This window comes from Thalassotalea sp. PLHSN55 (genome assembly GCF_052030545.1).
Taxonomy (GTDB): domain Bacteria; phylum Pseudomonadota; class Gammaproteobacteria; order Enterobacterales; family Alteromonadaceae; genus CANMXU01.
Map to the genome: position 1 here is coordinate 585445 of NZ_JBPDIH010000001.1, position 24558 is coordinate 610002.

19 protein-coding genes are annotated in these 24558 nt (G+C 40.1%); 12 read left to right on the forward strand and 7 right to left on the reverse strand.

What is annotated here, in order from left to right; genetic code table 11:
• The first annotated feature begins 35 nt into the window (after positions 1-35).
• From ACRRSQ_RS02635 to ACRRSQ_RS02660, 6 genes are read left to right on the forward strand one after another with little or no spacing between them, the layout of a single operon-like run.
• Positions 36-1658 (forward strand): tryptophan halogenase family protein, encoded by a 1623-nt coding sequence (locus ACRRSQ_RS02635; protein ID WP_440874136.1) that lies wholly within the window; start codon positions 36-38, stop codon positions 1656-1658.
• Between the two features lie 29 nt (positions 1659-1687).
• The gene (locus tag ACRRSQ_RS02640) at positions 1688-2422 is read left to right on the forward strand and encodes a SapC family protein (protein WP_440874137.1); all 735 of its coding nucleotides are present in this window, start codon (positions 1688-1690) and stop codon (positions 2420-2422) included.
• A gap of 9 nt (positions 2423-2431) precedes the next feature.
• Positions 2432-3451 (forward strand): cupin-like domain-containing protein, encoded by a 1020-nt coding sequence (locus tag ACRRSQ_RS02645; RefSeq protein WP_440874138.1) that lies wholly within the window; start codon positions 2432-2434, stop codon positions 3449-3451.
• Positions 3452-3479: 28 nt separating this feature from the next.
• Complete coding sequence (locus ACRRSQ_RS02650; protein WP_440874139.1) at positions 3480-5000, forward strand: tryptophan halogenase family protein; 1521 nt, start codon at positions 3480-3482, stop codon at positions 4998-5000.
• On the forward strand, positions 5000-5707 hold the full coding sequence (locus ACRRSQ_RS02655; RefSeq protein WP_440874140.1) for a DUF6445 family protein: 708 nt from the start codon (positions 5000-5002) through the stop codon (positions 5705-5707). Before ACRRSQ_RS02650 ends, ACRRSQ_RS02655 begins: the two co-directional genes overlap by 1 nt.
• 30 nt (positions 5708-5737) lie before the next feature.
• Positions 5738-6610: a ThuA domain-containing protein gene (locus ACRRSQ_RS02660; RefSeq protein WP_440874141.1), complete on the forward strand. Its 873-nt coding sequence runs from the start codon at positions 5738-5740 to the stop codon at positions 6608-6610.
• An 86-nt stretch (positions 6611-6696) separates the two neighbouring features.
• On the opposite strand, the gene ACRRSQ_RS02665 is transcribed toward ACRRSQ_RS02660, so the two are convergent.
• Positions 6697-7632, reverse strand: a complete 936-nt coding sequence (locus tag ACRRSQ_RS02665) for an SMP-30/gluconolactonase/LRE family protein (protein WP_440874142.1) — start codon at positions 7630-7632, stop codon at positions 6697-6699.
• 194 nt (positions 7633-7826) lie between these two features.
• On the opposite strand from ACRRSQ_RS02665, the gene ACRRSQ_RS02670 reads away from it, so the two are divergent.
• Together ACRRSQ_RS02670 and ACRRSQ_RS02675 are read left to right on the forward strand one after the other, a co-directional pair.
• A complete protein-coding gene (locus ACRRSQ_RS02670; protein WP_440874143.1) occupies positions 7827-9035 on the forward strand; it encodes an endo-1,4-beta-xylanase in 1209 nt (402 codons plus the stop codon).
• Positions 9036-9268: 233 nt separating this feature from the next.
• Entirely contained in the window at positions 9269-10441 is a 1173-nt protein-coding gene (locus ACRRSQ_RS02675) for an endo-1,4-beta-xylanase (protein WP_440874144.1), read from the forward strand.
• 82 nt (positions 10442-10523) lie between these two features.
• Here the strand turns inward: ACRRSQ_RS02675 and ACRRSQ_RS02680 are convergent, their stop codons facing one another.
• The 6 genes from ACRRSQ_RS02680 to ACRRSQ_RS02705 all read right to left on the reverse strand — a co-directional run bounded on the left by ACRRSQ_RS02680 (position 10524) and on the right by ACRRSQ_RS02705 (position 17753).
• Positions 10524-11180, reverse strand: a complete 657-nt coding sequence (locus ACRRSQ_RS02680; RefSeq protein ID WP_440874145.1) for a ThuA domain-containing protein — start codon at positions 11178-11180, stop codon at positions 10524-10526.
• Between the two features lie 37 nt (positions 11181-11217).
• Positions 11218-12276, reverse strand: a complete 1059-nt coding sequence (locus ACRRSQ_RS02685; RefSeq protein ID WP_440874146.1) for an alkene reductase — start codon at positions 12274-12276, stop codon at positions 11218-11220.
• A gap of 58 nt (positions 12277-12334) precedes the next feature.
• Positions 12335-13942: an FAD-dependent oxidoreductase gene (locus ACRRSQ_RS02690; RefSeq protein ID WP_440874147.1), complete on the reverse strand. Its 1608-nt coding sequence runs from the start codon at positions 13940-13942 to the stop codon at positions 12335-12337.
• 132 nt (positions 13943-14074) lie between these two features.
• A complete protein-coding gene (locus tag ACRRSQ_RS02695) occupies positions 14075-14869 on the reverse strand; it encodes an SDR family oxidoreductase (RefSeq protein ID WP_440874148.1) in 795 nt (264 codons plus the stop codon).
• Positions 14870-14877: 8 nt separating this feature from the next.
• A complete protein-coding gene (locus ACRRSQ_RS02700; RefSeq protein WP_440874149.1) occupies positions 14878-16503 on the reverse strand; it encodes a glycoside hydrolase family 43 protein in 1626 nt (541 codons plus the stop codon).
• A 62-nt stretch (positions 16504-16565) separates the two neighbouring features.
• The gene (locus ACRRSQ_RS02705) at positions 16566-17753 is read right to left on the reverse strand and encodes a glycoside hydrolase family 26 protein (protein ID WP_440874150.1); all 1188 of its coding nucleotides are present in this window, start codon (positions 17751-17753) and stop codon (positions 16566-16568) included.
• Positions 17754-18148: 395 nt separating this feature from the next.
• Here ACRRSQ_RS02705 and ACRRSQ_RS02710 point away from each other — a divergent pair, with 395 nt between their 5' ends.
• The 4 genes from ACRRSQ_RS02710 (at position 18149) to ACRRSQ_RS02725 (ending at position 24517) form a co-directional block, all read left to right on the forward strand.
• The gene (locus ACRRSQ_RS02710) at positions 18149-21115 is read left to right on the forward strand and encodes a TonB-dependent receptor (protein WP_440874151.1); all 2967 of its coding nucleotides are present in this window, start codon (positions 18149-18151) and stop codon (positions 21113-21115) included.
• Positions 21116-21215: 100 nt separating this feature from the next.
• On the forward strand, positions 21216-22256 hold the full coding sequence (locus ACRRSQ_RS02715) for a LacI family DNA-binding transcriptional regulator (protein ID WP_440874152.1): 1041 nt from the start codon (positions 21216-21218) through the stop codon (positions 22254-22256).
• Positions 22257-23648, forward strand: coding sequence for a GH1 family beta-glucosidase (locus ACRRSQ_RS02720; protein ID WP_440874153.1), 1392 nt, complete (start codon positions 22257-22259; stop codon positions 23646-23648). It begins immediately after the preceding gene.
• On the forward strand, positions 23648-24517 hold the full coding sequence (locus ACRRSQ_RS02725) for an SMP-30/gluconolactonase/LRE family protein (protein ID WP_440874154.1): 870 nt from the start codon (positions 23648-23650) through the stop codon (positions 24515-24517). Before ACRRSQ_RS02720 ends, ACRRSQ_RS02725 begins: the two co-directional genes overlap by 1 nt.
• Positions 24518-24558: the final 41 nt, after the last annotated feature.

The following is a 24558-nucleotide window of genomic DNA, read 5'->3' on the forward strand; positions in this document are numbered from 1 at the left end:
TTTTGGTTTTACTTAATGGTCAAGGGTGTCGATAAATGCAGTCAGAAAATACTGATCAAAAAATTAAAAACATCGTGATTGTTGGTGGCGGAAGTGCCGGTTGGTTAACGGCTGGCTTAATTGCGGCTAAAAATAAAAGTCCCTTGGTGAATGTCACCTTAATCGAGTCTGATCAAGTACCAAGGGTAGGCGTAGGTGAGGGTACATGGCCGTCAATGCGTGAAACGTTAAAAACCCTTGGTATTAGTGAAACCGAATTTTTAATGACCTGCGATGCCAGCTTTAAGCAAGCGTCGAAATTTGTCGATTGGGGCCATGAGCCCACAGCGATAGAGCAGCACTGCTATTTCCATCCATTTTCATTGCCACAGCCTTTTCATGGCAAAGATCCGGTTAATGTTTTTAGTGAGCAAGGTTTTACCAAACAGGATTTTGCTGACAATAAATTTGCCGCACAGTTTTGTACTCAGTGGGCAGTGTGCGCACAAAACCTAGCACCTAAACAAGTATCGACACCACAGTATCAATTTATCGCTAACTATGGTTATCATCTTGATGCAGGGAAATTTGCCCAACTGCTAAAAAATCACTGCACTCAATCATTGAATGTACACCATATTGTTGGACACATTGATTCGGTGATCAATCATCAAAATGGTCATATCCAAGCGGTCACTTTAAGTGATAATCAAACCATTACTGGGGATTTATTTGTTGATTGCTCTGGCAGTAAAGCGATTTTACTGGGCCAACATTATCAAATAGAAAGCCAGTCGTTAAAACCGATATTATTTAATGACAGTGCGATTGCCGTGCAAGTGCCTTACGATACGCAGCAAGAAATTGCCTCTAATACGGTATCAACCGCACAAGATGTCGGCTGGGTCTGGGATATTGGGTTACAGTCGCGGCGTGGCATTGGTTATGTTTATGCGAGCGATTACCTAGACGATACCAGAGCGCAGCAAGTACTTGAGCGTTATATTAGCGAAACCAGTAAGGCGTGTTTAACCAAACTGCACTATAAAAAAATTCAATTTTCACCGGGCTATCGAAAAACCTTTTGGCATAAAAACTGTGTTGCTGTTGGTATGGCTGCGGGTTTTATTGAGCCATTAGAGGCGTCGGCGTTAACCTTAATCGAACAGTCAGCCAATATGATCGCGCAATATTTACCTGTTGAGCATAGTGTGATGGCAGTTGTGGCGAAACGTTTTAATCAACGCTTAACACAGCATTGGCAGCAGATTGTCGAATTCCTTAAATTACATTATGTCTTATCAAAGCGAGACAGCGATTATTGGCAAGCCAACCGCAATGAGGCAACCATTCCAGAGAATTTACAAGATAAACTGGCGTTATGGCAGCAAAATGCGCCAAGCTTTTATGATATTGAATTGGCTGCGCCGTTATTTCCAGCGGCCAGTTATCAATATGTGCTTTATGGCATGGCAAATAACACCTATTGCAGTAGCCAAAGTTATGCCAAGCAAAGCCATGTTAAGCAAATACACTATCAAAATCAGCAAAATTTAAGCCCCCAACTACAGGCTTATTTACAAGAAATACAACAAAAACAAACCCAATTAAGCAAACATATGCCTACAAACCGAGCCTTGCTGTCGCAAGTTGCCGAATATGGTTTGTCGAAAATATAACGATAATATAAAAGAGAGTGGTACTAACAATGGCAAATCATGTGTTACTAAACAATATTGAGCACCAATCGTTAAAGATTAATCCTGCACATTCAGAACAGTTAGGCGACAATTTGTGGTTTTCGCCTACATTTCCTGCAGAGTTTAGAAGTGTTCAAGCTCATTACCCCATATTTTTTCATAAAGATAGCCAAACCGGGCAGTTTTGCTCAGTGGCATTATTTGGTTTCAAACAACAAGAGAACTTATTTTTGGTCGATAACCGTTGGGACGCGCATTATATTCCAATGTCGGTGCAACGAATGCCATTTTATATTGGTCAGCAAGAAGTTAACAATCAGGGCGTAAAAGAAGTTCAGCGCGTACTAACGGTTGATTTAGATTCACCTAAAGTGAGTTTTGACCAAGGCGTAGATGTTTTTCTACCTTATGGCGGCAACAGTGACTACTTAGAAAACATTGCGGGTATATTAGAATCTTTGCATCATGGCATTTTAGACGATGGCGCTTTTATTGAAACCTTAGTGGCGTTTGACTTAATTGAATCAGTCACCCTTGATATTGAGTTAAAAGACAAAAGTAAACATCAATTACTTGGTTTTTATACCATTAATGAACCGCAGCTTGAACAACTGTCAGAGCAGCAAATTGTTCAGCTACATAAAGCAGGATACCTGCGCGCTATCGATATGGTATTAGCGTCGCAAAGTTGTGTTCACGCGCTAATCGCACGTAAAAATAACCAAATGTTTGAACAAGCGTAAGCATTTAAAATGGACACGCAAACATCGACAGTTCGCACGTTAACAGGTATAACGCCAAACAATATTAGCCCTGATATATTAAATGCCACGTCGCCGATTTTATTAAAAGGCTTTGCGCTTGAGTGGGCGTTAGTAAAGCAAGGTTTAAGCTCAGCTGATGACGCGGCGCACTATTTAGCAACTCATTACCAAGGTGCGCCGGTAAATGCGTGTCTACTTGACGAAGCCGAGCAAGGTAGGGTGTTTTATAACCAAGACTTTACCGGTTTTAATTTTAGTAGCGAAAGTGCAAATTTAACCGACGTACTGCAAAAGTTGCTATCGGTTGAGGCGAGTTCATCACCACAATCTACCATCTATGTTGGCTCAACCAGTATGAAACATTTTTTTCCTACCTTGGTTGAACCTTTGTCGGTTACCGGTATTCCGCAACAGGCCTTATTTAATATTTGGTTGGGCGGAAAAACCAATGTCGCGGCACATTTTGACGCGGCGCAAAACCTCGCATGTTCAGCGGTGGGGAGTCGAACCTTTACTTTATTTCCGCCCGATCAAATTGATAATTTATACATTGGTCCATTAGACAAAGCACCCGGTGGTCAGCCGATTTCTTTGGTTGATATGTCTGCGCCTGATTTTGAGCGTTTTCCTCGTTTTAAAACTGCGCTAGCTCACGCCAAGCGCGTTACTTTAGCCCCAGGCGATGCGTTAATTATTCCAAGTATGTGGTGGCACCAAGTACAAGGAAATCATCGCTTTAATGTGCTGCTTAATTATTGGTGGCAACAAGGGCAACCTTATGCTGGGCAAGCTAATTCAGCATTATTGCATGCTATTTTAGCCATTCGAGACTTGCCGGTAGAACAACGAAAAGCGTGGCAAAACTTGTTTAATTTTTATGTGTTTGAACACAACGATGAAAATTTTGACCACATACCAGAAACAGCCAAGTCTATTTTATCAACACCATTAGATGCAGCCAAAGCAAAACAATTGCGCTCGCAGCTACAAAATATGTTACGACGATAATTATTTTAAAAATGAAGTAGGAATAACAATGAACACTCAATCAACCAAAAACAATACCGCTAAAACAGGTGCAATTAACAATGTCGTTATTGCCGGTGGTGGCACTGCTGGCTGGATGGCCGCAGCTGCATTTGCCAAGCTTGTTGGCAAAAATATTAATGTGACCTTGGTTGAGTCTGACCAAATACCAACGGTTGGTGTCGGCGAAGCAACAATTCCTACCTTACATATTTTTCATGACTTACTGAAAATAAAAGAGTCTGAGTTTATGGCCGCAACCAATGCGTCGTTTAAACTCGGTATTTCGTTTGAAAATTGGCGTGATCAAAATAAAGACTACATTCACTCATTTGGTTATTTAGGGCAAGGTTGTTGGGCGGCAGGTTTTCAACATTTTTGGTTAAAAGGGCAACAGCAAAACATCGCCAGTGAAATTGGTGATTACTGCCCTGAGCACCTTGCATGTCGAAAGCAAAAATTTGCCGTGGTATCGAACCAAGACCGTAACCACGCTTTTCATTTGGATGCAGGTTTGTATGCCAAATTTTTACGCCAATTTGCCGAGCAACATGGCGCAACGCGCATTGAAGGTAAGATTGAACAGGTAAACCTTGAACCACAAAACGGCTTTATTGAGTCGCTTTCATTGGAAAATGGTAAAACGGTTGCAGGTGATTTGTTTATTGATTGTACGGGTTTTGTAGGTTTGCTTATCGAAAAAGCACTGCATACAGGTTATGAAGACTGGAGCCACTGGTTACCGTGTGATAGCGCTATTGCCGTTCAAACAGAGCAAGTTAAACCTGCACTGCCGTATACGCGCTCTATTGCCCACCCCTTTGGCTGGCAATGGAAAATTCCGCTGCAAAATCGAATGGGTAACGGCATGGTATTTTGCAGTAAACATGTTTCTGACGAAGAAGCAAAAGCAACCTTGTTAGGTAATATCGAAGGTAAGTTACTGAACGAACCAAAAATTATTAAATATCGCACGGGGACTCGTCGTAAGCATTGGAACAAAAACTGCGTAGCTGTTGGCTTATCAAGTGGTTTTCTAGAGCCGCTAGAGTCAACGAGTATTCACCTTATTCAACAAAGTATTATTCGTTTATTACAACACCTGCCAAGCAAAGCAATGGAGCAAAGCCTAGCGGATGATTTTAATGCCAAAATGCGCTTTGAAATTGACAATATCCGCGACTTTATTGTTATGCACTATAAAGTGACCGAACGTACCGACAGTGCTTTTTGGCGTTACTGTAAAACCATGCCAATTCCACAGGGACTTAAATCACGTATCGATTTATTTGAAGAGTCGGCGCAGGCATTTAAAACCGACGGTGAACTATTTGGCGAAACCTCGTGGATCCAAGTAATGATTGGCCAAGGGTTAATGCCGCAAAGTTATCATCCTATTGTTGATAATATGTCAGATCAAGAATTGAAAAACTTCCTTGATACGATAAAAAATTCAATCGCTAAACGGGTTGATAGTCTACCGCATCACTTAGATTTTATTCGTCAATATTGTTTAGCAAAACCGATGTAATGTTTGCTGTTAATCCGCACATTTCACCACAATATAAAACCATTGGCGCAAATAAAACGCCAGTGGTGATTATTGACGACTATTTTGAAAACTTTGAGCGCTTAAGCGAGCTTGCCAAGCAAGAAGGGCAGTTTGAACCCGACAATTTTACTAGCTATCCGGGGCTTAGATCTAAACTACCAAAACCCTTAGTGGTTGACTATTTACAGCCTTTGATGAAAGGGCTTTATGGCATATTTAATATCCCCCAACATTATCGGCCATTACCCAAAGATAATTATTTTTCATTATTAACTCATCAGCCCGAGCAGCTATCATCGCTACAAACTATTCCGCATTTTGATACGCCAAGTTCGCACCTTATTGCTGTTATTCATTATATCGGCCAAGGGGCGCATGGCGGTTTAGGATTTTATCAGCATAAACCCTCAGGGTTAGAGAAAATAGACCACAGCAGTAAAGACTACTTCTATCAAAATACGCAACGATATTTTCAGCAAAATAATCAGACCAAAAGCTATTGCGAGAAAGAGCATCCGCTTTTTCATTGTTATGAAGAAATTGCCTATAAGCCAAATCGTTTAGTGATATTTCCGGGGCAATTATTACATTCTAGCCTAGTCGATGTTACAACCGATATCAGTACTGATCCCTTGCATGGACGTCTAACTGCCAACATGTTTATTCAATTTAGCGAAGAGAAATAAGAGAAATAAGAGAAATAAGGGAATAACATAATGTTCGTTAATATCTACACTCGCCTAAAGGCATTCTTATCATTGCTAAATATGTCGCCTATATTGACGCAGAAAGTGCCACTAACACTTGCGTTATTATGGTTAACGATTGTCAATGTTAATCATCATGCCTATGCGATAGATTTTAAGCATATGCCAAATAAACAATTTAACGTGTTGTTATTTACCAAAACCAATGAGTGGCACCATAAATCAATTCCAACAGCAGTTCAGGCATTGCAAAAATTAGCAGATAAACATTATTTTAATTTAGTGTGGCACGAAGAAAGTCGATACTTTAATGATGACTATTTAAGTGCGGTTGATGTGGTAGTATTTTTGTCGACAACAGGTGATGTATTGGCAGAGCCTGAACAACAAGCATTGCAACGTTTTATGAGTAAAGGTAGGGGCTTTGTTGGTATTCATAGTGCGTCGGATACCGAAAAAAACTGGCCTTGGTTTCAGCAGTTAGTGGGGCATACATTTGTCATCCACCCCGAAGTGCAAACTGCATTATTAACGGTTGAAACCGATAAGTTCCCCGGTATGTCAGCGTTTAAAAAGTCTATGCTATGGACAGATGAATGGTATGACTTTTCACCCAATCATAATGAAAATCTCACCTATTTATTATCGGTCGATGAGCGCAGTTACAATACAAAATCTGATTGGGGCAAGGTTAACGGGAAGGGCATGGGCGAATTTCACCCTATTGCTTGGTATCAAAACTTTGCTGGTGGTCGTTCATTTTATACGGCGTTAGGGCATTTACCTGCGGTCTATCAAGATGAAGCATTTTTAGCACATGTCTATGGCGGTATATTTTGGGCAGCTACGGGGAAAAATTTTACTGAGCTTTTATCTAAATAAGTACCTAAATAAGTACCTAAATAAGTACCTGAATCAGTACCTGAATAGGTAACGAAATCACCCATTCAAACGTAACTGCTATCAAATTAATAGGCTTTGCCCGGCAGTTGCGTTGTTAAACGATACAAGCCATTGGCGGTGGTAATGAGCAATGTGGTTAGCTGCTCTCCGCCAAAAGCGATATTAGTGACTTTTGGCGCAACATCGATACTGCTTAGTTTTTTACCCTGCTGATTAAATATCAGCACTTTGCCGTCGCCATGGCTGGCAACATAAAGGTTGTCGGCACAATCAATGGCCATACCATCAGGCACATTAATATTAGCAAAAACCCTTTTGTTACTTAGCTTACCTTCTTTGCTGACCTGATAAGAAAAAACACGATTGCTATAATCACCGACAAATAAGGTTTTATAGTCGTTTGAAAATATCACGCCATTTGGGTTATCTAAGCTAGCGTCTAATAAAGTCACTTTATCTTGGTTGTTATACCGATACAGCCCAGTATAAGGAGACTGTTGTTTTCTCGCGCCGAGTTGCCATGTAGGGTCGGTAAAATAAAGTGTGTTATTACTGTCTAGAGCAACATCGTTTGGCGAATTAAAGGGTACTTTATTGAAGTGAGTCGCTAAGGTGGTTCGCTGTTTAGTGCGTAAATTAAATGTGCTAATGGCGCGGTTATCGTGTGTCATGGCGATTAACTGATCACCTGTTGCTATCAAGCCATTACTACCGCTGTTTTCGAAAATCAGTGAAATTTCATTGGGTAGTTGTAATTGATAAATATTTGCTTTGGGTCCAAACGTTTGTGGTCCACTAAAGTCCATCTCAGAAAAGTAAAACGCTTGCTGAGTCTCTGACCAGGTTGGTCCTTCTAAAAACTTGAATGCTTGACTAAGTAACTGCGGTTTTTCCTGAGCTACTATCGGCGTAAGCGAGGCATCACAGCTAATATTCTTTGCTAATATTGGTGAGGCAGCGCAAAGAGTACCTAGTGCGAAAGACGTTTTTATTAAGGACATTTTTAGGTGAGTCATATTGTTATTTCACTATTGCCGTTTGTTGTCTGGGTTTAATTAGTTTTGTGAGCTATCTGACCTATTTGAGCTAATTGGGATTAACGTTGACTATAGTAGAACATTAAATTGTAATAGTCAATTTGACTATTTTGTTTGGTCTCGGTATAAAAGTGCCTAGCAATAAAACGAGGGAAGTTATGAAAACGATTCAAATAAAGAAAAAACGCTTATCTGATCAAATAAAAAGCAACAGGTTACAGTTTGCATTGTCAATGTTGACGCTACTGATGCTGGGCGTGTTAACTGCTAGCAGCAATGCGACCGCCAAAGCGTCCTCCGCTACTGCGCTAAAGTCACATTTTAAGGCTGCATTTAAAATGGGGGTAGCGGTAAACGATGATATTGTTAGCGGCAAAAGCCGACAAGGTAAAGCGATCACCGAACATCATTTTAACAGTATTACCTTGGAAAATTCGATGAAAGCGGAGTTAGTGAACCCAGCGCCAAATGTATTTAATTTTCAAGCGGCTGACGATTTTGTAGCGTTTGGCCAAGCAAAGAACATGTTTATTGTCGGTCATACACTCATATGGCATAACCAAACCCCAGACTGGTTTTTTGTCAATAGCGAAGGTAAGCCGAACACTAAAGTGCAACAATTAGCGCGTTTACAAGCACATATTAACGTGGTTGCAAGCCGTTATGCTGGCAAAGTTGATGCGTGGGATGTCGTCAACGAAGTGATAGGAGAAGACGGCAACTATCGAAGTACCAATTGGGTTAATGCGGTAGGGGATGGAGATACCTTAGTAAAAGCGGCCTTTAAATATGCGCAGCAATATGCCCCGAATACTGAACTTTATTACAACGATTTTAATGCCTGGCGACCCGAAAAACGTGATGGAATTGTTCGTATGGTAAAAATGTTACAAGCAGCAGGAATTCGTATTGATGGCGTAGGTATACAAGCGCACTGGGGACTTAATTTTCCGTCAAATCAAGATATTACAGATGCTATTAATGCCTACAGTGCACTGGGCATTAAAGTGATGATCACCGAACTTGATGTTGATGTTTTACCTCTTACCAAAGAAGCACAGGTGATTGGACAAGGTTTTATGCATAGCCAGTTTCAACTGCCTGAATTTAAGAAGTTCTTAGACCCGTACCCAGTAAAACTTCCTCAAGATGTAGAGCAACAGCTAAGCGATAGGTATCGTGAATTATTTACGTTGTTTTATCAGCTGCGTGAAAAAATTGACCGTGTGACTTTTTGGGGTGTTGAAGACAGTATGTCGTGGAAAAACAATTATCCTATTCCTAATCGTACCAACTACCCTTTGCTTTGGAACAGAGATTTTCATCCAAAACCGGCACTTAAAGCAATTAGTGAAGTAGCTAACTGATACTGAATGTTAACAATGAAAAAAAAGGCACATTAAATGTGCCTTGGTTGGATCAAAAAGCGTATCGTTTCATCGGGGGACGTAACTGCTCTCGATACCAAAACTTGCAATCACTTTGTTACTTCACCATTAGGTTTTTATAATTTAACGTATAAAATATGAAATAGTCAAGTTGACAATTAGTGTTTTTTTGATATTGTAGAAAAAACACCGAGTAGGAATAGATAGACAACATGAATAAAAAAATTACCACATCAGCTTTATTATCAGTTTCAGCAATGCTTTTAGGTTGTAATAACAGTGCTTTGCTTTCTGAGCCTGCAGCTAAAAGCAAGGTTACAACTGGCGCTGCCAATATTAGCCAAACCAAAGATATTGTTAGCTTGCAACAGCATTTTGCCGAGCATTTTAAAATAGGTACTGCGCTCAGCAGAGCACAAATCTTGAAAGAATTCCCACAAGAGTTGGTCGCGGCTAAAGCACATTTTTCTACTTTTACGCCTGAAAATTCTATGAAATGGGAACGAATTCATCCTGAGCCTGAAGTTTATGACTTTTTAGCCTCTGATGCGCTTGTTGCTTTTGCACAAGAAAATAATCAAGAATTAGTTGGGCATACCTTAGTATGGCATTCTCAAACACCTGATTGGGTATTTGAAAATGACGCGGGCGAGCCGTTAACCCGCGAGCAGTTATTGGCTCGTATGGAGCAACATATTAATAAAGTTGCCGGCCGATACAAAGATAAAATTTTTGCATGGGATGTGGTCAACGAAGCATTTAATGAAGATGGTACGTTGCGTGAATCTAAATGGTTAGAGATTATCGGCCCAGATTTTTTAGCGCAAGCTTTTACCATGGCTCAAAAGGCAGCGCCTAATGCCAAGCTTTATTACAATGACTATAACTTGTTTAAACCTGAAAAAAGAGCCGGCGTTATCAAGCTGGTTAATGATTTAAAAGCTAACGGTGTGCGAATTGACGGCATTGGCATGCAAGGGCATTACGCACTTGATTATCCCGATTTATCACAAATGGAAGACTCGATTATCGCTTTTGCACAAACGGGTGTTGAAGTAATGATAACCGAGCTTGATATTTCGGTATTACCGTTTCCAGAAGATAGCGAGCAGGGCGCTGATGTTGGGTTAAATGTCGAATTACAAGCCAAATATAACCCCTATGTTAATGGCTTACCGTTAGCCGTTGAACAGCAATTAGCCGATCGATATAAACAGCTATTTACCATTTTAAAGCAACACAGCGACAAACTTTCGAGAGTAACATTTTGGGGTGTTTCAGATCGCCAAACATGGCGTAACGACTGGCCAATGACAGGTCGAACTGACTACCCTTTATTACTTGATCGTGAGTTGAAGGTTAAAAGTTTTGTTACCGAGCTTTAACCCTTCTAGCTAAGTCTTATAGTCGTTTAACACATCATGCCTTATGGTGTGTTTGATAAAGCTATTAGCGCGTGGCGCTAACTTAGTGAACGTTTGTTTGCATAAGCCAGAGAATTAACTGAGCTAAATTCTGCTGATAGGCTACTTGGTGCCAAGCTTGCTGATTATGGCTTGGCACCATTACCGCAACTTTGCCTTGCCCTTGTTTACGTGTCCACGCGCCTAATTGTTTACCATGTGTTGAAATGGTATAAGCTAATACCGACAGATCATCATTGGTAATATTAAGAAAGTAGTGCTCGTCTGTACTTGTGAAATTTTTAATTTTCTTACCTAAACCATGCTGCTTTGTCACCTTAAATTCAACTTCACATTGCTCAGGGTGTTGTACAAAGCTTGCACCAATTAAGCTAGATAAATTAGCATGCTGATCATAGCCGTCTAATCCCGAGTGCACTACAAACAAGTTATTGCCTTGTTTGATATGATTAACTAATTGCATTGCAGTGTTTTTTTCTAGCCAAGGCTGCTGATTGGTTTCTGAGCAGTGATTAGATTTTGCTAATATAATCAGCTTATATTTGGCAATGTCTTGCCAAGCGATATTTGTTAGGTTTGATAAATAATCAACCTTTATGTTTTTGTTTTTAAAGTCATCTGCGCCAAATAAATCGGTAAAGTTTTTTTTAATTATCTCACTTGGGTGCCATATGTCGCCTGACAATACTAAAACATTCATTTTTGCTCCAGTTATCCAGATAATGCAAAGTGTTTAATTAATACAGTGTGGCTAGTTGCTCTACAGCATAAGGCTTTATTGCTTGCTGTTGTTTAACCCTACTAACAAAGTCGTGATTGGCGATAAAAGGACGACCAAAGGCAACTAAATCAGCTGTTCCTTGTTTGATGCTCTCATTAGCGCTTTCTGGTGAATAGCCACCACATGCCATTACTTTTCCGTGATAATGCTTACCAATAAATTCTGTTGATGTTGCGCCCAGCTCAGCGACAAAGTAGTCGTCATACATACCTTTATGAACATAGGCTAGGTTATAGCTATTTAATTTGGACAGTAAATATTCAAACACCTGCCTATCACGATCATCATGTTTCATTACTTGCCACTCTTCATTGATACCCGTATGCACAGATAATCGCAATGCTATGTCAAAATTCGGTACTTTTAATTGGATAGCGTCAATAATCTCAAATAGAAATCGGCACATGTTTTGTGCGTTTCCACCATAGTTATCGGTACGAGTATTGCTCGTACAATGTAAGAATTGATCAATTAAATAACCATTGGCGCCATGAACCTCTATACCATCAAAACCTGCTTGCCTTGCATTTTTAGCGGCTTGGGCAAAGGCATTTATTACGCGATTGATTTCCAATTGGTCCATAGGTATTGGTGTTTCATCATGATAATACAGCTCTTGGGTTTGTGGTACGCGCCCTGTCCAACCAACATTAGAGGGTGCAATAGGAGGCTGCCCCTCTCGGTAGATTGAATGTGATAATCGCCCCGTATGCCAAAGCTGAGCAAAAATTTTCCCATCATTGTTATGTACTTCTTTGGTAACTTTTTGCCAACCCTCTATTTGAGCTTGGTTATAAATCCCGGGTGAATTAGGGTAGCCTTGGCCACCTTTACTTACGAGTATTGCTTCAGAAATAATTAAGCCCGCATCGGCTCGTCGGCCATAGTAGTCAGCCATTAGTTTAGTTGGTACTAAGTGTTCGTCAGCAAATGAGCGTGTTAACGGTGCCATGACGATACGGTTTTTCAGCACTGTTTGACCTAAGGTTATCGGTTGAAAGAGTAAATTTGTCATGCGAACTCCAATAAATTTTTAAACCGTTTGTTGCGTAAATTGCACAGAGAATTGTTAACTAAGCACCTTGAATGATTGTATCGGCGACAATGCGTCCGTTAAAAATGCAGTTCGAAAGGAAGGTGCCTTCGAGTGAGCGTTTGCCACAAATGCCACCACCACCAAAACCTGCGGCTTCGCCTATCGCATATAAGCCATTAATGGTTTTGTTGTTTTTATCTAATACCTTGCAGCTTAGGTTGGTTTCGATTCCTCCCATGCTTTTTCGGCTTAAAAACCTTAGCCTAATCGCGATAAGCGGTAAGGATTTTTTATCTAATATTGGGCGAAAGCTTGCAGTTCGAACATAATCACCAATCCAGCGTTTGGCTTGGCTTATGCGCCTAAGTTGGTCATCAGCGTAATAGGTTTTACCTTTGACGATCAGCTGATCATATTTTTCAATATCAGCTCGCATGCCATGTATATTAATACGTTGACAACCAACCACGTCATCCATTTTCCTAGCCAATAATTCCAGCGTTGGCGCAGATACAACGTCAGGACATTCGTCTATCATCCATTGGACTTGTTTGCCCGAGCCTTGAATAACGCCAAGTAAAACCTTAAGAAACTTTTTATCGCGAAAGTTAACGTTCATATCTGAACCGGAAATGGCCATTTCACGAATTGCAACATGCCAATTAAGTACTATCCAACCATATTGATGGTCTAAATGTCCCATGCGTTTGCATAGTCTATGGGTATCAAAAGCGCCCATCATCGGATCTGGGCCAACCCGTCGTCCGTAACAGTCAAGCCATAATGCTGAGCGGGGCGGAATAAGCGCTAAGCCTTCATTGTCAAATTGCGCATTGGGTTTTGCAATGCCGGCGGCGTAATTCCACATCCATTTTAAGTTAGTCACTTTGCCGCCGACTTCATCAACTTGGTCATGTAATCTTCCGTCGCAAATTGGATCGCTGCCGTTAAGCATATTGTTAGGTGGCGTACCATATACTGGGTCCCACTCTTGGCGAACACGCGCTAGGTTGCCATTAATACCACCACAGGCAACTACGGTGTGCTCTGCTTGAAATTGAAACTCTCCACCGATATTTGTACCTGAGCAACCGGTAATATGGTTGTTTGTTTTAGTAAGTTCATTAACTCGATGGTCAAAATATAGGGTTAAATTTTTTGCGTATTGGTGATGTTGAAGTTTATCAATTAATGTTTGCACAACCCCTTGGCCGCAGCCCCAAGCAACATGATAGCGAGGCACAGAATTTCCTGGTTGAAAATCGCCGCGTTCAACCCAGTGCACAATAGGGAAAAAACTAATGCCGAGTGACTTCAACCAAAGATAGACTTCTTCATTACTGCGTTCAACATAGGCTTTCGCCCAAGCTTTTTGCCAAACATGTTGCTTGGAGAATTCTGCGGCTCTTAGCCAATCATTAAGCATTAACTCCGGTGAGTCGTTAACAAATAAACGCTTTTGCTCAGCAGTTTGGTTTAATAACATGCCGCCAAAAGCATTGTTGGCGAGCCCACCAAATTTTTCTTTTGGATTAGCATCGACCATGGTCACGCTTTTGCCGGCATTTAATAATTCTAACGCGGCACAAATACCTGCTAAACCTGCGCCAATAATAAGCACTTCACTTTTAGTTACAGCATTCATTTTTTTAAATCAACATTGAAGTTTGCATGAATAAAAAGGTCTATGTGGCCACGGGGACAATGATGAGCTGGTATATGTTAGACCAAACAAACAATGCTGCCACATAGACGTAAACGGGGTGGAACTAAACGATTAATCAATATTTGGGATATTTGACTGCTCACCTAAACCTTCGCCGCCTAGCCCTAAGTAACCGCCATCAACCGGTAAATCAGTACCAGTAATAAAGCTGGCTTCGTCGCTTAATAGAAAGACAACGGCGTTTGCTACTTCTTCTGGCTGACCGCAGCGGCGCAACATGTGGTATTTTCCCCAAATAGGATCGTATTTTTCTCTATTATAATCAGCGGCTTGATCAACCGCGTTTGTCCAAATCCAACCGGGGCTGACACTATTAATACGAATATTATTAATAGCTAAATCTAAAGCGGCACACTTGGTTAATTGGTTCACTGCGCCTTTAGCTGCGTTGTAGGTCCAACGATTGGGTTGGGCAATATGCGCAGAAATACTACTGATATTAACCACGCTACCGCCATTTTTTGCCATATGTTTTTGGCTGTGTTGGATCATAGTAGCAAAGGCGACAGGGCCAACAATAAGTGAACGCTGCCATTGTTCTCTGGAGGCATTTACGCCTTCTGCAATAAATGAAAAAGCGTTATTAACCAGTAAATCTATACCACCCATTTGTTTAACTGCAAAGCGACAAAGCTCAATACAAAAGCTTTCTTCTGACATGTCTCCTTTGATAAAGTGAACATCCGCCCCCTTAGCTTTTAGCTCTGTAAAGCATTCCAAGCCAATATCGTCCATATCACAAAAGGTAACACTGCAACCTTGTGCTAATAGTGCTTCAACCGTAGCCCTCCCAATGCCTTGACCGCCACCAGTAACTATCGCTTTTTTATTGTTTAATCCGCGCATATCAATTCCTAGTCTTGATCAAATTCTTGATAGTCAAAGTAGCCAAAATCAGCATGTAAGTTTTGGCCCGACAAGTCTTGACAAGCTAAGCCATAAAAAGCGCCGGTAAAACATGGATGAAAATGGCGTTCTGCATGCTCAACATAATCATCAGATAAAATTGAACCGTTTAAAACCGGTCCTAGTGCTTGCCAGTTAGGCTCACCATTAGTGTGCTCGGTTGCAAAGTAAAATTGCAAATCAGCACCGTTAAAGTCAGCTTTTAAATAAATCCTATCAACATTAGGTAGTTCAATCGGTTTGCCAATTGGGCAAGTTGTTTTATGATCATCACAGGTCAGAATGTTAATAAACTTTTTACCGGAATAGGCACCAAAATCGTCACCAGTAATATGAAGATAATGGTAATGAATCGTATTGTAGTAACACACTAATCCCGCCATTTGTTGGAAGTTTTCAGGTGAAAACTCAATGACTGTATGGGCGGTCGTGTGGTGAGCTTGTACACGCCTTGCAACCATGCTTTGGTTAAAACAAGAGCTTAAAGAGTCACGTCCGTATAAACGTAAATTACCCGGACGGTCAGTTTGGTTAACCCAATCTTGGCTCATTGGAATACGTAATGCTTGAAAGTTGATATCTATTTTTTCGCTATCAAACTTAATACGCTGGGGCGTCTTGGTAAACGTGTGCTCAGGTAAGCTCGGGGCTTCAACTTCTTTTCGAGCTGTTTTACCGCCACAGGCTAAATATAGCCAATCGTCATCTCGCCATTCTACTTTTTCAATGGCGGATTCACGCCCTGTAATACATCGACCTAACTTGGTTAAAGGTCTACCTGTTAGAAATACGGCATACCATTCACCAGTTTGTGTTTCAACAATGTCGCCATGCCCGGTTTTCTGAAGATAATTGTCACTGTCATATTTAGCTGTAATAATCGGGTTTTCAGGGTGTACTTCGTAAGGACCTAATATAGATTTTGAACGTGCTAAGGTCATGCAGTGCTCATAACTAGTACCGCCTTCTGCGGTCATTAAATAATAATAACCATTGCGTTTATAAATATGTGGTCCTTCAGTTCTTCCGTGCTCAGTACCTTCAAATATATAATGAATTTTCCCAACTAGCTTTTTAGTTTTTTTATCAAACTCTTGTAATACAACACCACCAAAAAATTTACGGTCGCGGTGATCCATTAACATATTCACATAATACGATTTACCGTCGTCGTCATGAAATAATGAAGAATCAAAGCCACTGGCGTTTAAAAACACGGGATCTGACCAAGGGCCGTTAATGTCAGTTGCGGTTACTAAATAATTAGGCGTATCTTTCCACTCACCATCAAAGCTTTTTACATTGGTATAAAGTAGATAAAAAATACCATCATGGTGCGTAATACAGGGTGCCCAAACGCCACATGAGTCGGGCACACCTTTCATATCGAGTTGCGAGACGCGATCTAGCGGGCGATTAATTAACTGCCAATTAATTAAATCTCTTGAATGATGAATTTGATAACCAGGAAACCATTCAAAAGTTGAGGTTACAATGTAATAATCGTCTTCAACCCTTAAAATACTTGGATCTGGATTAAAACCTCTCAAAATTGGGTTAATTATTTTACTCATAATATGCTCTGTTGTTGGTTCTTTTTAAGTGTATTTAGTTGCAAGATTTATTGTTTGGCTTTTTAATAGTCGCTAGATTGCAACCAGCGCTCAGTATTATTTACTTGTTCCAACCATTTGTTTTTTATGTATTCGTTGGCTTGTATGCGACTGTCGCCCCAATTACCACCGTTACAGCCTTCCTGACCTGCTGGTATACCGGGCTGACATTCCCACATGGCTTGCGTTTCCCAATGGGTGTTGATGTAGGCGACGGCGCGAATGACATTTTTATTTTCATTAATAAAGCCAAAATAAGGTTGGTACCAGTTTTCCCATATTTCTTTAGCGGTTACAGGCGTTTGTTGGTTTACTTGAATAAAGCTATGGGTAAGGGCTCCGGTACGGTAACCTTGGGGAGCTGACTCAGCTACCATCACGGGTTTATTATGCTTTATAGCAAAATTTAGTACCTTTTCTTGTGATTGAGCTGGTGTTGTTGGAGGCACATAATTCCATTGGGATAAATCACGATAGAATATTGACATGGCTACCCAGTCAACAACGTCATCGCCTGGATACCAATTTTCTAAATGATTAGTTTGGTTAAAGTCATAAATTGCATTACCGTAGCCGTCAGGCCAAGTCGCACTTTGCCAAACTGTAACTATATTGTCGGCATGTTGTGCCTTTATCGCGAGTGCTATTTTACGAAATGCTTTCTTGTATGTGGCTGGCGTATAACAATTCCAAGGACCGTCAAACTCATAACCAATACGTAAAAATACCTTACGAGGTGCCAATGACTTAAAGTGTTCAACCATAAAGTTTAATGTGTCGTCATATGCGCCATTGGCAATATTACTTTCGTGATTTTCTTGTTTGCAGTTATCTAGTGCTAAACCAACGGCTAGGGAAGCTCTGGGAGATTCAGCCAAAGTCTTTGGAAAATTCATTTCTCCCGATTGCCAGTCAGCTGGCGACAATACAGCAAACAAGGTTTTATTGATGTCATTGCTTTTAAGTTGCGTGTACAACGTAACACCTTCAATACTGTCTTCTGGGACTTCATTAATATAGGCGGAGATAGTGTCAGAGTCTTGACCTATAAAAAGCAAGGTTTTGTCACCGTCAGGGGTAAACTTGCCCTTGATAATTTTTTTCGTAGAGCTAGGTTGCTCGGTCAATTGGTTAGTATTTGATGATGAGCCATTGCAAGCAATGAGTGTGGCCGCAAGGCTAAGCATTGTTAGATTTGATATCAATCTCATTATTTTCACCTGTATAAAACATCCTTCTTGGTAGCGCTAACATATTCGTATTAAAAAAAACGTTTGTCAATGATAAAAACTAAAAGTATTAACAAAAGATAAGAATAGATAGTGTAATTGTGACTATTATTGAACGTTAAGCAAATACTTTATTTATTACTGAATATTTACCGTGGTTTGATATTCTTTTTACAATTTATGATATTGTTTTTTTGTGCGCTAGGTGGCTGTATTTTATGTATATTTTTACTTTTGTTTTCTGTTTTATTTATCATGCTTAAAAGTTTTATTGTTTAATTTGCTTGTTTTTAAAAAAGCTAAATGATAGCGTTAACATGAATTTGATATTTAACTGTCTGTTCAACTAAAATAATATAATACCTTTGGGGGAGAAAATGAAAACATTTAAAAAGTCTCAAATAGCGACAAGTCTTGCTGTTGCTTTAAGTGTCGGTGCAGTGTCTTTAGTGCAAGCACCACTGGCCAATGCAGCCGAAGTAGATGATAAAGCTGAAGAACAAGTAGAAGTTATAGAAGTGCGTGGTATTCGTTCGTCGGTGATTCGTGCTATGGACTTGAAACGTTCATCAAGTGGCGTTATGGACGCAATTTCAGCTGAAGATATTGGTAAAATGCCAGATACTAACTTAGCTGAGTCATTACAACGTATTCCTGGTGTATCAATTGACCGAGCTAATAACGAAGGTAACCAAATTACTGTTCGTGGTTTTGGTCCTAGCTTTAACATGGTGACGTTAAATGGCCGTGTTATGCCTTATGCTGCTTCACCAAAACAAGATACCGTAGGTAGTGGCACACAAGCTCGTGCATTTAACTTTGCCGAGATTTCTTCTGAATCAGTAAGTGGCGTAGAAATATATAAAACGGCCAATGCTGAACAAGCATCAGGCGGTATAGGTGCAACCGTAAATATTACTTCAGCACGCCCTTTTGATTACGACGGTTTTAAAGCTGTTTATTCTGTTAAAGGTGTCATGGATACTTCTAATGAAGTAGGTGATGATATTACTCCTGAACTTTCAGGTATGTTGTCAAGCAAGTTTTTAGACAATAAGTTGGGGGTTCTTGTTGCTTATTCTCATGCTCAACGTGATTCACGCGAAGCAATGGCAACTTCTGATGGTTGGTTAAGACAAGGTCCTGCGTGTGAACAAGGTTACACAACATCGCAGTGTCCTGGTTTAGGTGCTGAAATCGACGATAGTGCGATTGATACTTCCAAAAATCCAGATTCGTATTTATGGCGTGCGCAAAACTATAATATGGATGTTTCAGATCATAGCCGTACTCGTCAAAATGGTCAGGTTGTTGTTCAGTTTGCGCCAACAAAAGATCTTGTTTTCACTGCTGACTATGTAATGTCACGCTTTGAAGATGAAGTTGAACGTCATCAAGTTGCTCACTGGTTTGGTAACTGGGTAGGTGGTATTACTGACGCAAATGGTACGGTTGTTAAAACAACCAGTGGTGCTGGTGGTACAGACTTTATTGGGTATCACGATAGAATTGAAACGAATACTGATTCAATTGGTTTTAATGCAGATTGGCAAATCACTGATACTTTCAAAGCAAGCTTTGATTACCATCATTCAACTGCGCATGCGCAACCAGATGGTTTGTTAAGTGATAAAGCGGTTTTATTGTCTAACTCAGACTTTACTTGTCAAGGCCCTGGGACTGCCTGTTACTTTGGTGGGTATGATATTGATTATAGCCAAGGTACTGATATTCCAGTATTAGGCGCGCCAGTGCCAATTGTTGATTCTTCAGGTTTCTACCCTGGTGCGAACATTGATTTAAACGGTCGTGATCACGCAAACGCTGACCCATACGATCCGCAAATGGTGACAGGTAACTTAGCAATTGGTCGTGGTAATGAAGCCGAAAACACTATTGATCAATGGCAGTTAGATTTTGTTTGGATTAACTCAAATGATGATGCACTTTCCAGTATCAGTTTTGGTTTAGGCCAACAAGCGTACGAATATGACACTACATGGCGCTTCCATCAAACTACCATTAACCAGTTAGTACTTGGTGACGCGGTCAGTCGTGTTAGCACAGATGGTTTATTAACGGGTTTTAGTGGTTCAGAAACATTATTCCCATATTACATGGACTTTAATGTAGATGAAGTTTATCAACAAATTGAAAATGATATAGGCATCACATATAACCCAGATACTTATAACAGTATTGAAGAAGATACGCTTCATGCATACTTCCAAATGGAATTTGATTCTGAATTTGCTGGCTTTCCTGTAGGTATAGTTGCCGGTTTCAGATATGAAAAAACAGATACAACAGGTAGCACAAACCAAGATACGGTAACGCATCTACGTTATATGAGCCTTACTGAGTTACGCCCACAATATACGGGTGAAAACTATGCGGTAACAGAATTCGATGGTAGCTACGACGTATTTTTACCTAACTTAAACGTCAATGTTGAGTTAACTGATGACATTTTGGTTCGTGCTGCATACGGTCGAAGTATTACCCGTAGTGATTTAGTTGCACTTCGTCCTGCTGCTGTAATTGCTAACTCACGTCCTGGTGGTCCATACCTTTCTTACCAAGGCAATGCTGAACTACTTCCTTACGAATCAGATAATATCGATTTATCAGTAGAATGGTATTATGACGAAGGCAGTTATTTATCAGCAGCTTATTATAAGAAATGGGTAGGTAACTATATTTCAAATAGTACGACAACGGGTGCGTTTTATAACGACAAAGGTGAGGCATTAACAGAACCAAGTGTTAATCCAACTGATTACGGTTGTCCGGCAAATGGTGATGCAACTAACCCGGCTTGTTTAAGTCAGCAACCAGGTCAGCCTGAAATTGTTTGGCAAATCACTACACCTGAAAACGCTGAAGATGCAGAAGTTTCAGGTATAGAACTTGCTGTTCAACACTTATTTGGTGAAAGTGGCTTTGGTATTCAAGCAAACGCCACGTTTGTTGACGGTGATGTTGAATATGATGTTTACGATGTATCTGAACAACTTGCACTATTAGGTTTAAGTGACTCAGCTAACTTTGTAGCGTTCTACGACAGAAATGGTTTACAAGCACGTATTGCTTATAACTGGCGTGATGAGTTCTTGCTAGCGACTGACCAATTACGCGCTCCAGATGAGCCAGTATTTACTGAAGAGTACGGCCAATGGGATGCAAACATTAGCTACGACGTTATGCCTGAACTAAGTGTTTTTGTTGAAGCAATCAACATTACTGGTGAAGACTCTCGTCAACACGGCCGATTTGAAAATCAACTCGTAGGTGTTCAAGAATATGAAGCGCGTTATAACATTGGTATTCGTGGTAGTTTCTAAGCTTATTTTAAGTTAACGATAACTACGCTTTTATAGTGGCCATCTACATTCACTGTTGATGGCCACTACATAATTATTTGTATTATTCACGGAAATTTTTATGTCAAAACCAGCTAGAACAAGGATACAAGATGTTGCAGAGCACTCAGGTGTATCTTCAATGACAGTGTCTCGTGTCTTAAATCAAGATACTAAAGTCAGTGAAAAGACCCGTATCAAAGTTCTTAGCTCTGTAAAGACGTTAAAATATCGTCCTAATGTATCTGCTAGGCGTTTAGCCAGTAGCAAGTCGTTTTTTTTAGGATTATTGTATGACAACCCGAGCGCGTCTTATGTCAGTCAATTTTTGTTAGGTGCTTTAAAGCAATGTCGACAAAAAGGCTATCACCTTATTATTGATGAAACTGGTGATGATAAACAAGCCAGTTTAAATTCTGTTAATGACCTTATCAATATTACTCAAGTTGATGGCATGATTTTATTGCCTCCTGTATGTGACTGTGAAGATATTGTCGATTTACTAAAAAAAAGTAACATTCCTTTTGTTCGCGTCGCACCTGATAGGGAACTAAACGCGTCTCCCTATATTTGTATGGATGATTACCAAGCTGCGTTCGAGGTTACTGAAAAACTTATCAAGCAGGGCCACCAAAAAATAGCCCATATTATTGGAGATGCTAAACAAGGTGTAAGTCGCTTACGCTATCAAGGTTATTTGGATGCGCTGCGCTCAAACCAGATTAATGTGCCGCCTGAATACATTGAACAAGGTAGTTTTACTTATAAGTCAGGTTTGATGGCTGCAAAAAAACTATTAAACCTTAAGGATAAACCAACTGCCATTTTTGCAGCTAATGACGATATGGCAGCAGCTACCATTTCAGCAGCCCATATGAACGCTATTGATGTACCTAATCAACTGGCTGTGATTGGGTTTGATGACACCCAGTTGGCGACAACAGTGTGGCCAAACATTTCTACAGTTCGTCAACCTATTGAAGAGATGTCTGAATTAGCAATTGAATTGTTGGCATCTGGCAAGCTTAGTGATTTATCTAAAATTAAAGCTAGCGATATTAGAAATGTGCTTAGTTTTGAAGTCATTGAGCGAGAATCAAGCCTAAAAAAAGTTAACAAATAAATGTATAAACCTATGCAAGAATTACTTATCGATACTCAATCACCCCTATTGAAAAATAATTTCACTTTTGGTGTTGCAACCTCAGCCTATCAAATTGAAGGTAGTACCACTGTCGAAGGTAAAGTTGACTCTATTTGGGATGTATTTTGCCGCCAAGAAGGAGCTATCGCTAATAGCGACTCAGGTGAAATCGCGTGTGACCACTTTAATCGCTGGAAAGAAGATATTGCTTTGATGAAGTCGTTAAACATTGAAGCTTATCGTTTATCCATTTCATGGCCGCGCGTCATTAGTTCAATTGATAGAGAAATAAACCAACAAGGGCTGAACTTTTATCAACAAATAATTGATTGTTTGATTGAGCAGGGCATTAAACCCTATATCACCTTATATCACTGGGACTTACCTCAATATTTGCAAGATATTGGTGGTTGGCAAAACCGAAAAACGGCAGAAGAATTTGCTTTTTATGCTGATATTGTTAGTCAGTTTTTTGGTGACAAAATTGTCGCTTACGCAACGTTTAATGAACCCTGGGTAACAAGTTTTCTCGGTCATTTACATGGTATTCATGCCCCGGGATTACAATGTCGAAAAGCTACCTATCATAGCGTGCATCATCAATTATTAGCACATGGTTTGGCTTTACCGCTATTGAGAAAAAATGCCCCTAACAGTCAACATGGTATTGTATTAAATGGTGGGCCTAGTCAAGCAGCAACAGATAGTTTTAACGATAAATATGCAGCCAATATCGCTTACCAAGAACAGTGGGATTTATTTTTATCCCCACTAATGTCAGGTTGTTACCCTGATACTTTACTTGAACTTTACCAAAATTATTTACCTAAAAATTACCAGGAAGATTTGCTGATAATAAAGCAAACTGTTGATTATATCGGCGTAAATTATTATACCCGAAATGTGGTTCAATCTGCTACACCAGTAATGAGCAACCAATATACTTGCTACGAAAACGCTGAAGCTACTGAGTTTGAAAAAACAGCTATGGGTTGGGATGTCTATCCGCAAGGATTGAAAATGACTATTGACAAAATTTGTCAAGACTATCAGTTGCCTGCAATTATGATTATGGAAAATGGGGCCGCTTTTGACGACAAAGTTACTCCTCAAGGTGTCGATGACCCGCGTCGAGTTCAGTATTTCAAAGCACATTTAGCTGTTGTAAGCCAACTGGTTATCTCAGGCATTAATATTTCAGCCTATTTTGCTTGGAGCTTTTTAGATAACTTTGAATGGGCAGAAGGTTACAACAAGCGTTTTGGTTTAGTTCATGTTGACTTTGAATCACAACAAAGAACGATCAAACGCAGTGGAATTGCATATGGCGATATGTTGGCTTTTAAGCATCAACTAAGAGGTGATAAATAATGAAAAATTTAACGCTTCTGTGCGATAGCCAATGTGAATTAGGTGAAGGTCCAATTTGGCATGCAATAGAACAACGTATTTATTGGGTTGATATTATTGGCAAGCGTTTACACTCGGTAAAGCTTGACGGTAGCGACCATCAAACTTGGCAATTTGATAGTGAAATTAGTAGTATCAATTGCCGTGCTCAAGGAGGCTTTATTGTCACTTTGCGTGAAGGGTTTGCTTTGTTAGAGCTATCTAGTGGCTTACTTACGCCTATTGCTAGCCCTGAATCAGACATCATTAATAATCGTTATAACGATGCAAAAATTGACGTTTTTGGTGAGCTATGGGCAGGCACTATGGATGATAATGAACAGTTGAAATCAGGTGCTCTATATAAACTTGATGCTCAGCTGCAGTGGCAAATAATCGATACTGGCTATTGCATCACTAATGGTCCCGCCTTTACTAAAAATAATGCTGTTTTGTACCACACCGATACGTTAAAACGCGTGATTTATAAAATCTTTTTAGATCAACATCGCCAAATTACCAGCAAGCAAGTATTCATTAATATTCCAGAGCAAGATGGATATCCCGATGGTATGAATGTCGATAGCGAAGGCAATTTATGGGTATGTCATTTCGCTGGTGGCAAAGTGGTTAAATACAGTGAAGCGGGACAAAGGTTGACTGAATATCAATTCCCTGTATCAAACATTACCAGCTGTACTTTTGTTGGCGAAAACCTTAACCGAATGGTATTCACCACAGCGAAAAAATGTTTGAGCGATGAACAGCTGGCTAAGGAGCCACAAGCAGGTGGTTTATTTATCGCGACAGCTGACGCCAGCGGTATCGCTGTACCACCTTTTGCAGGTTAGTTACACAATATTTAAATAGAGTTAATTGCTTAGGGGAACGC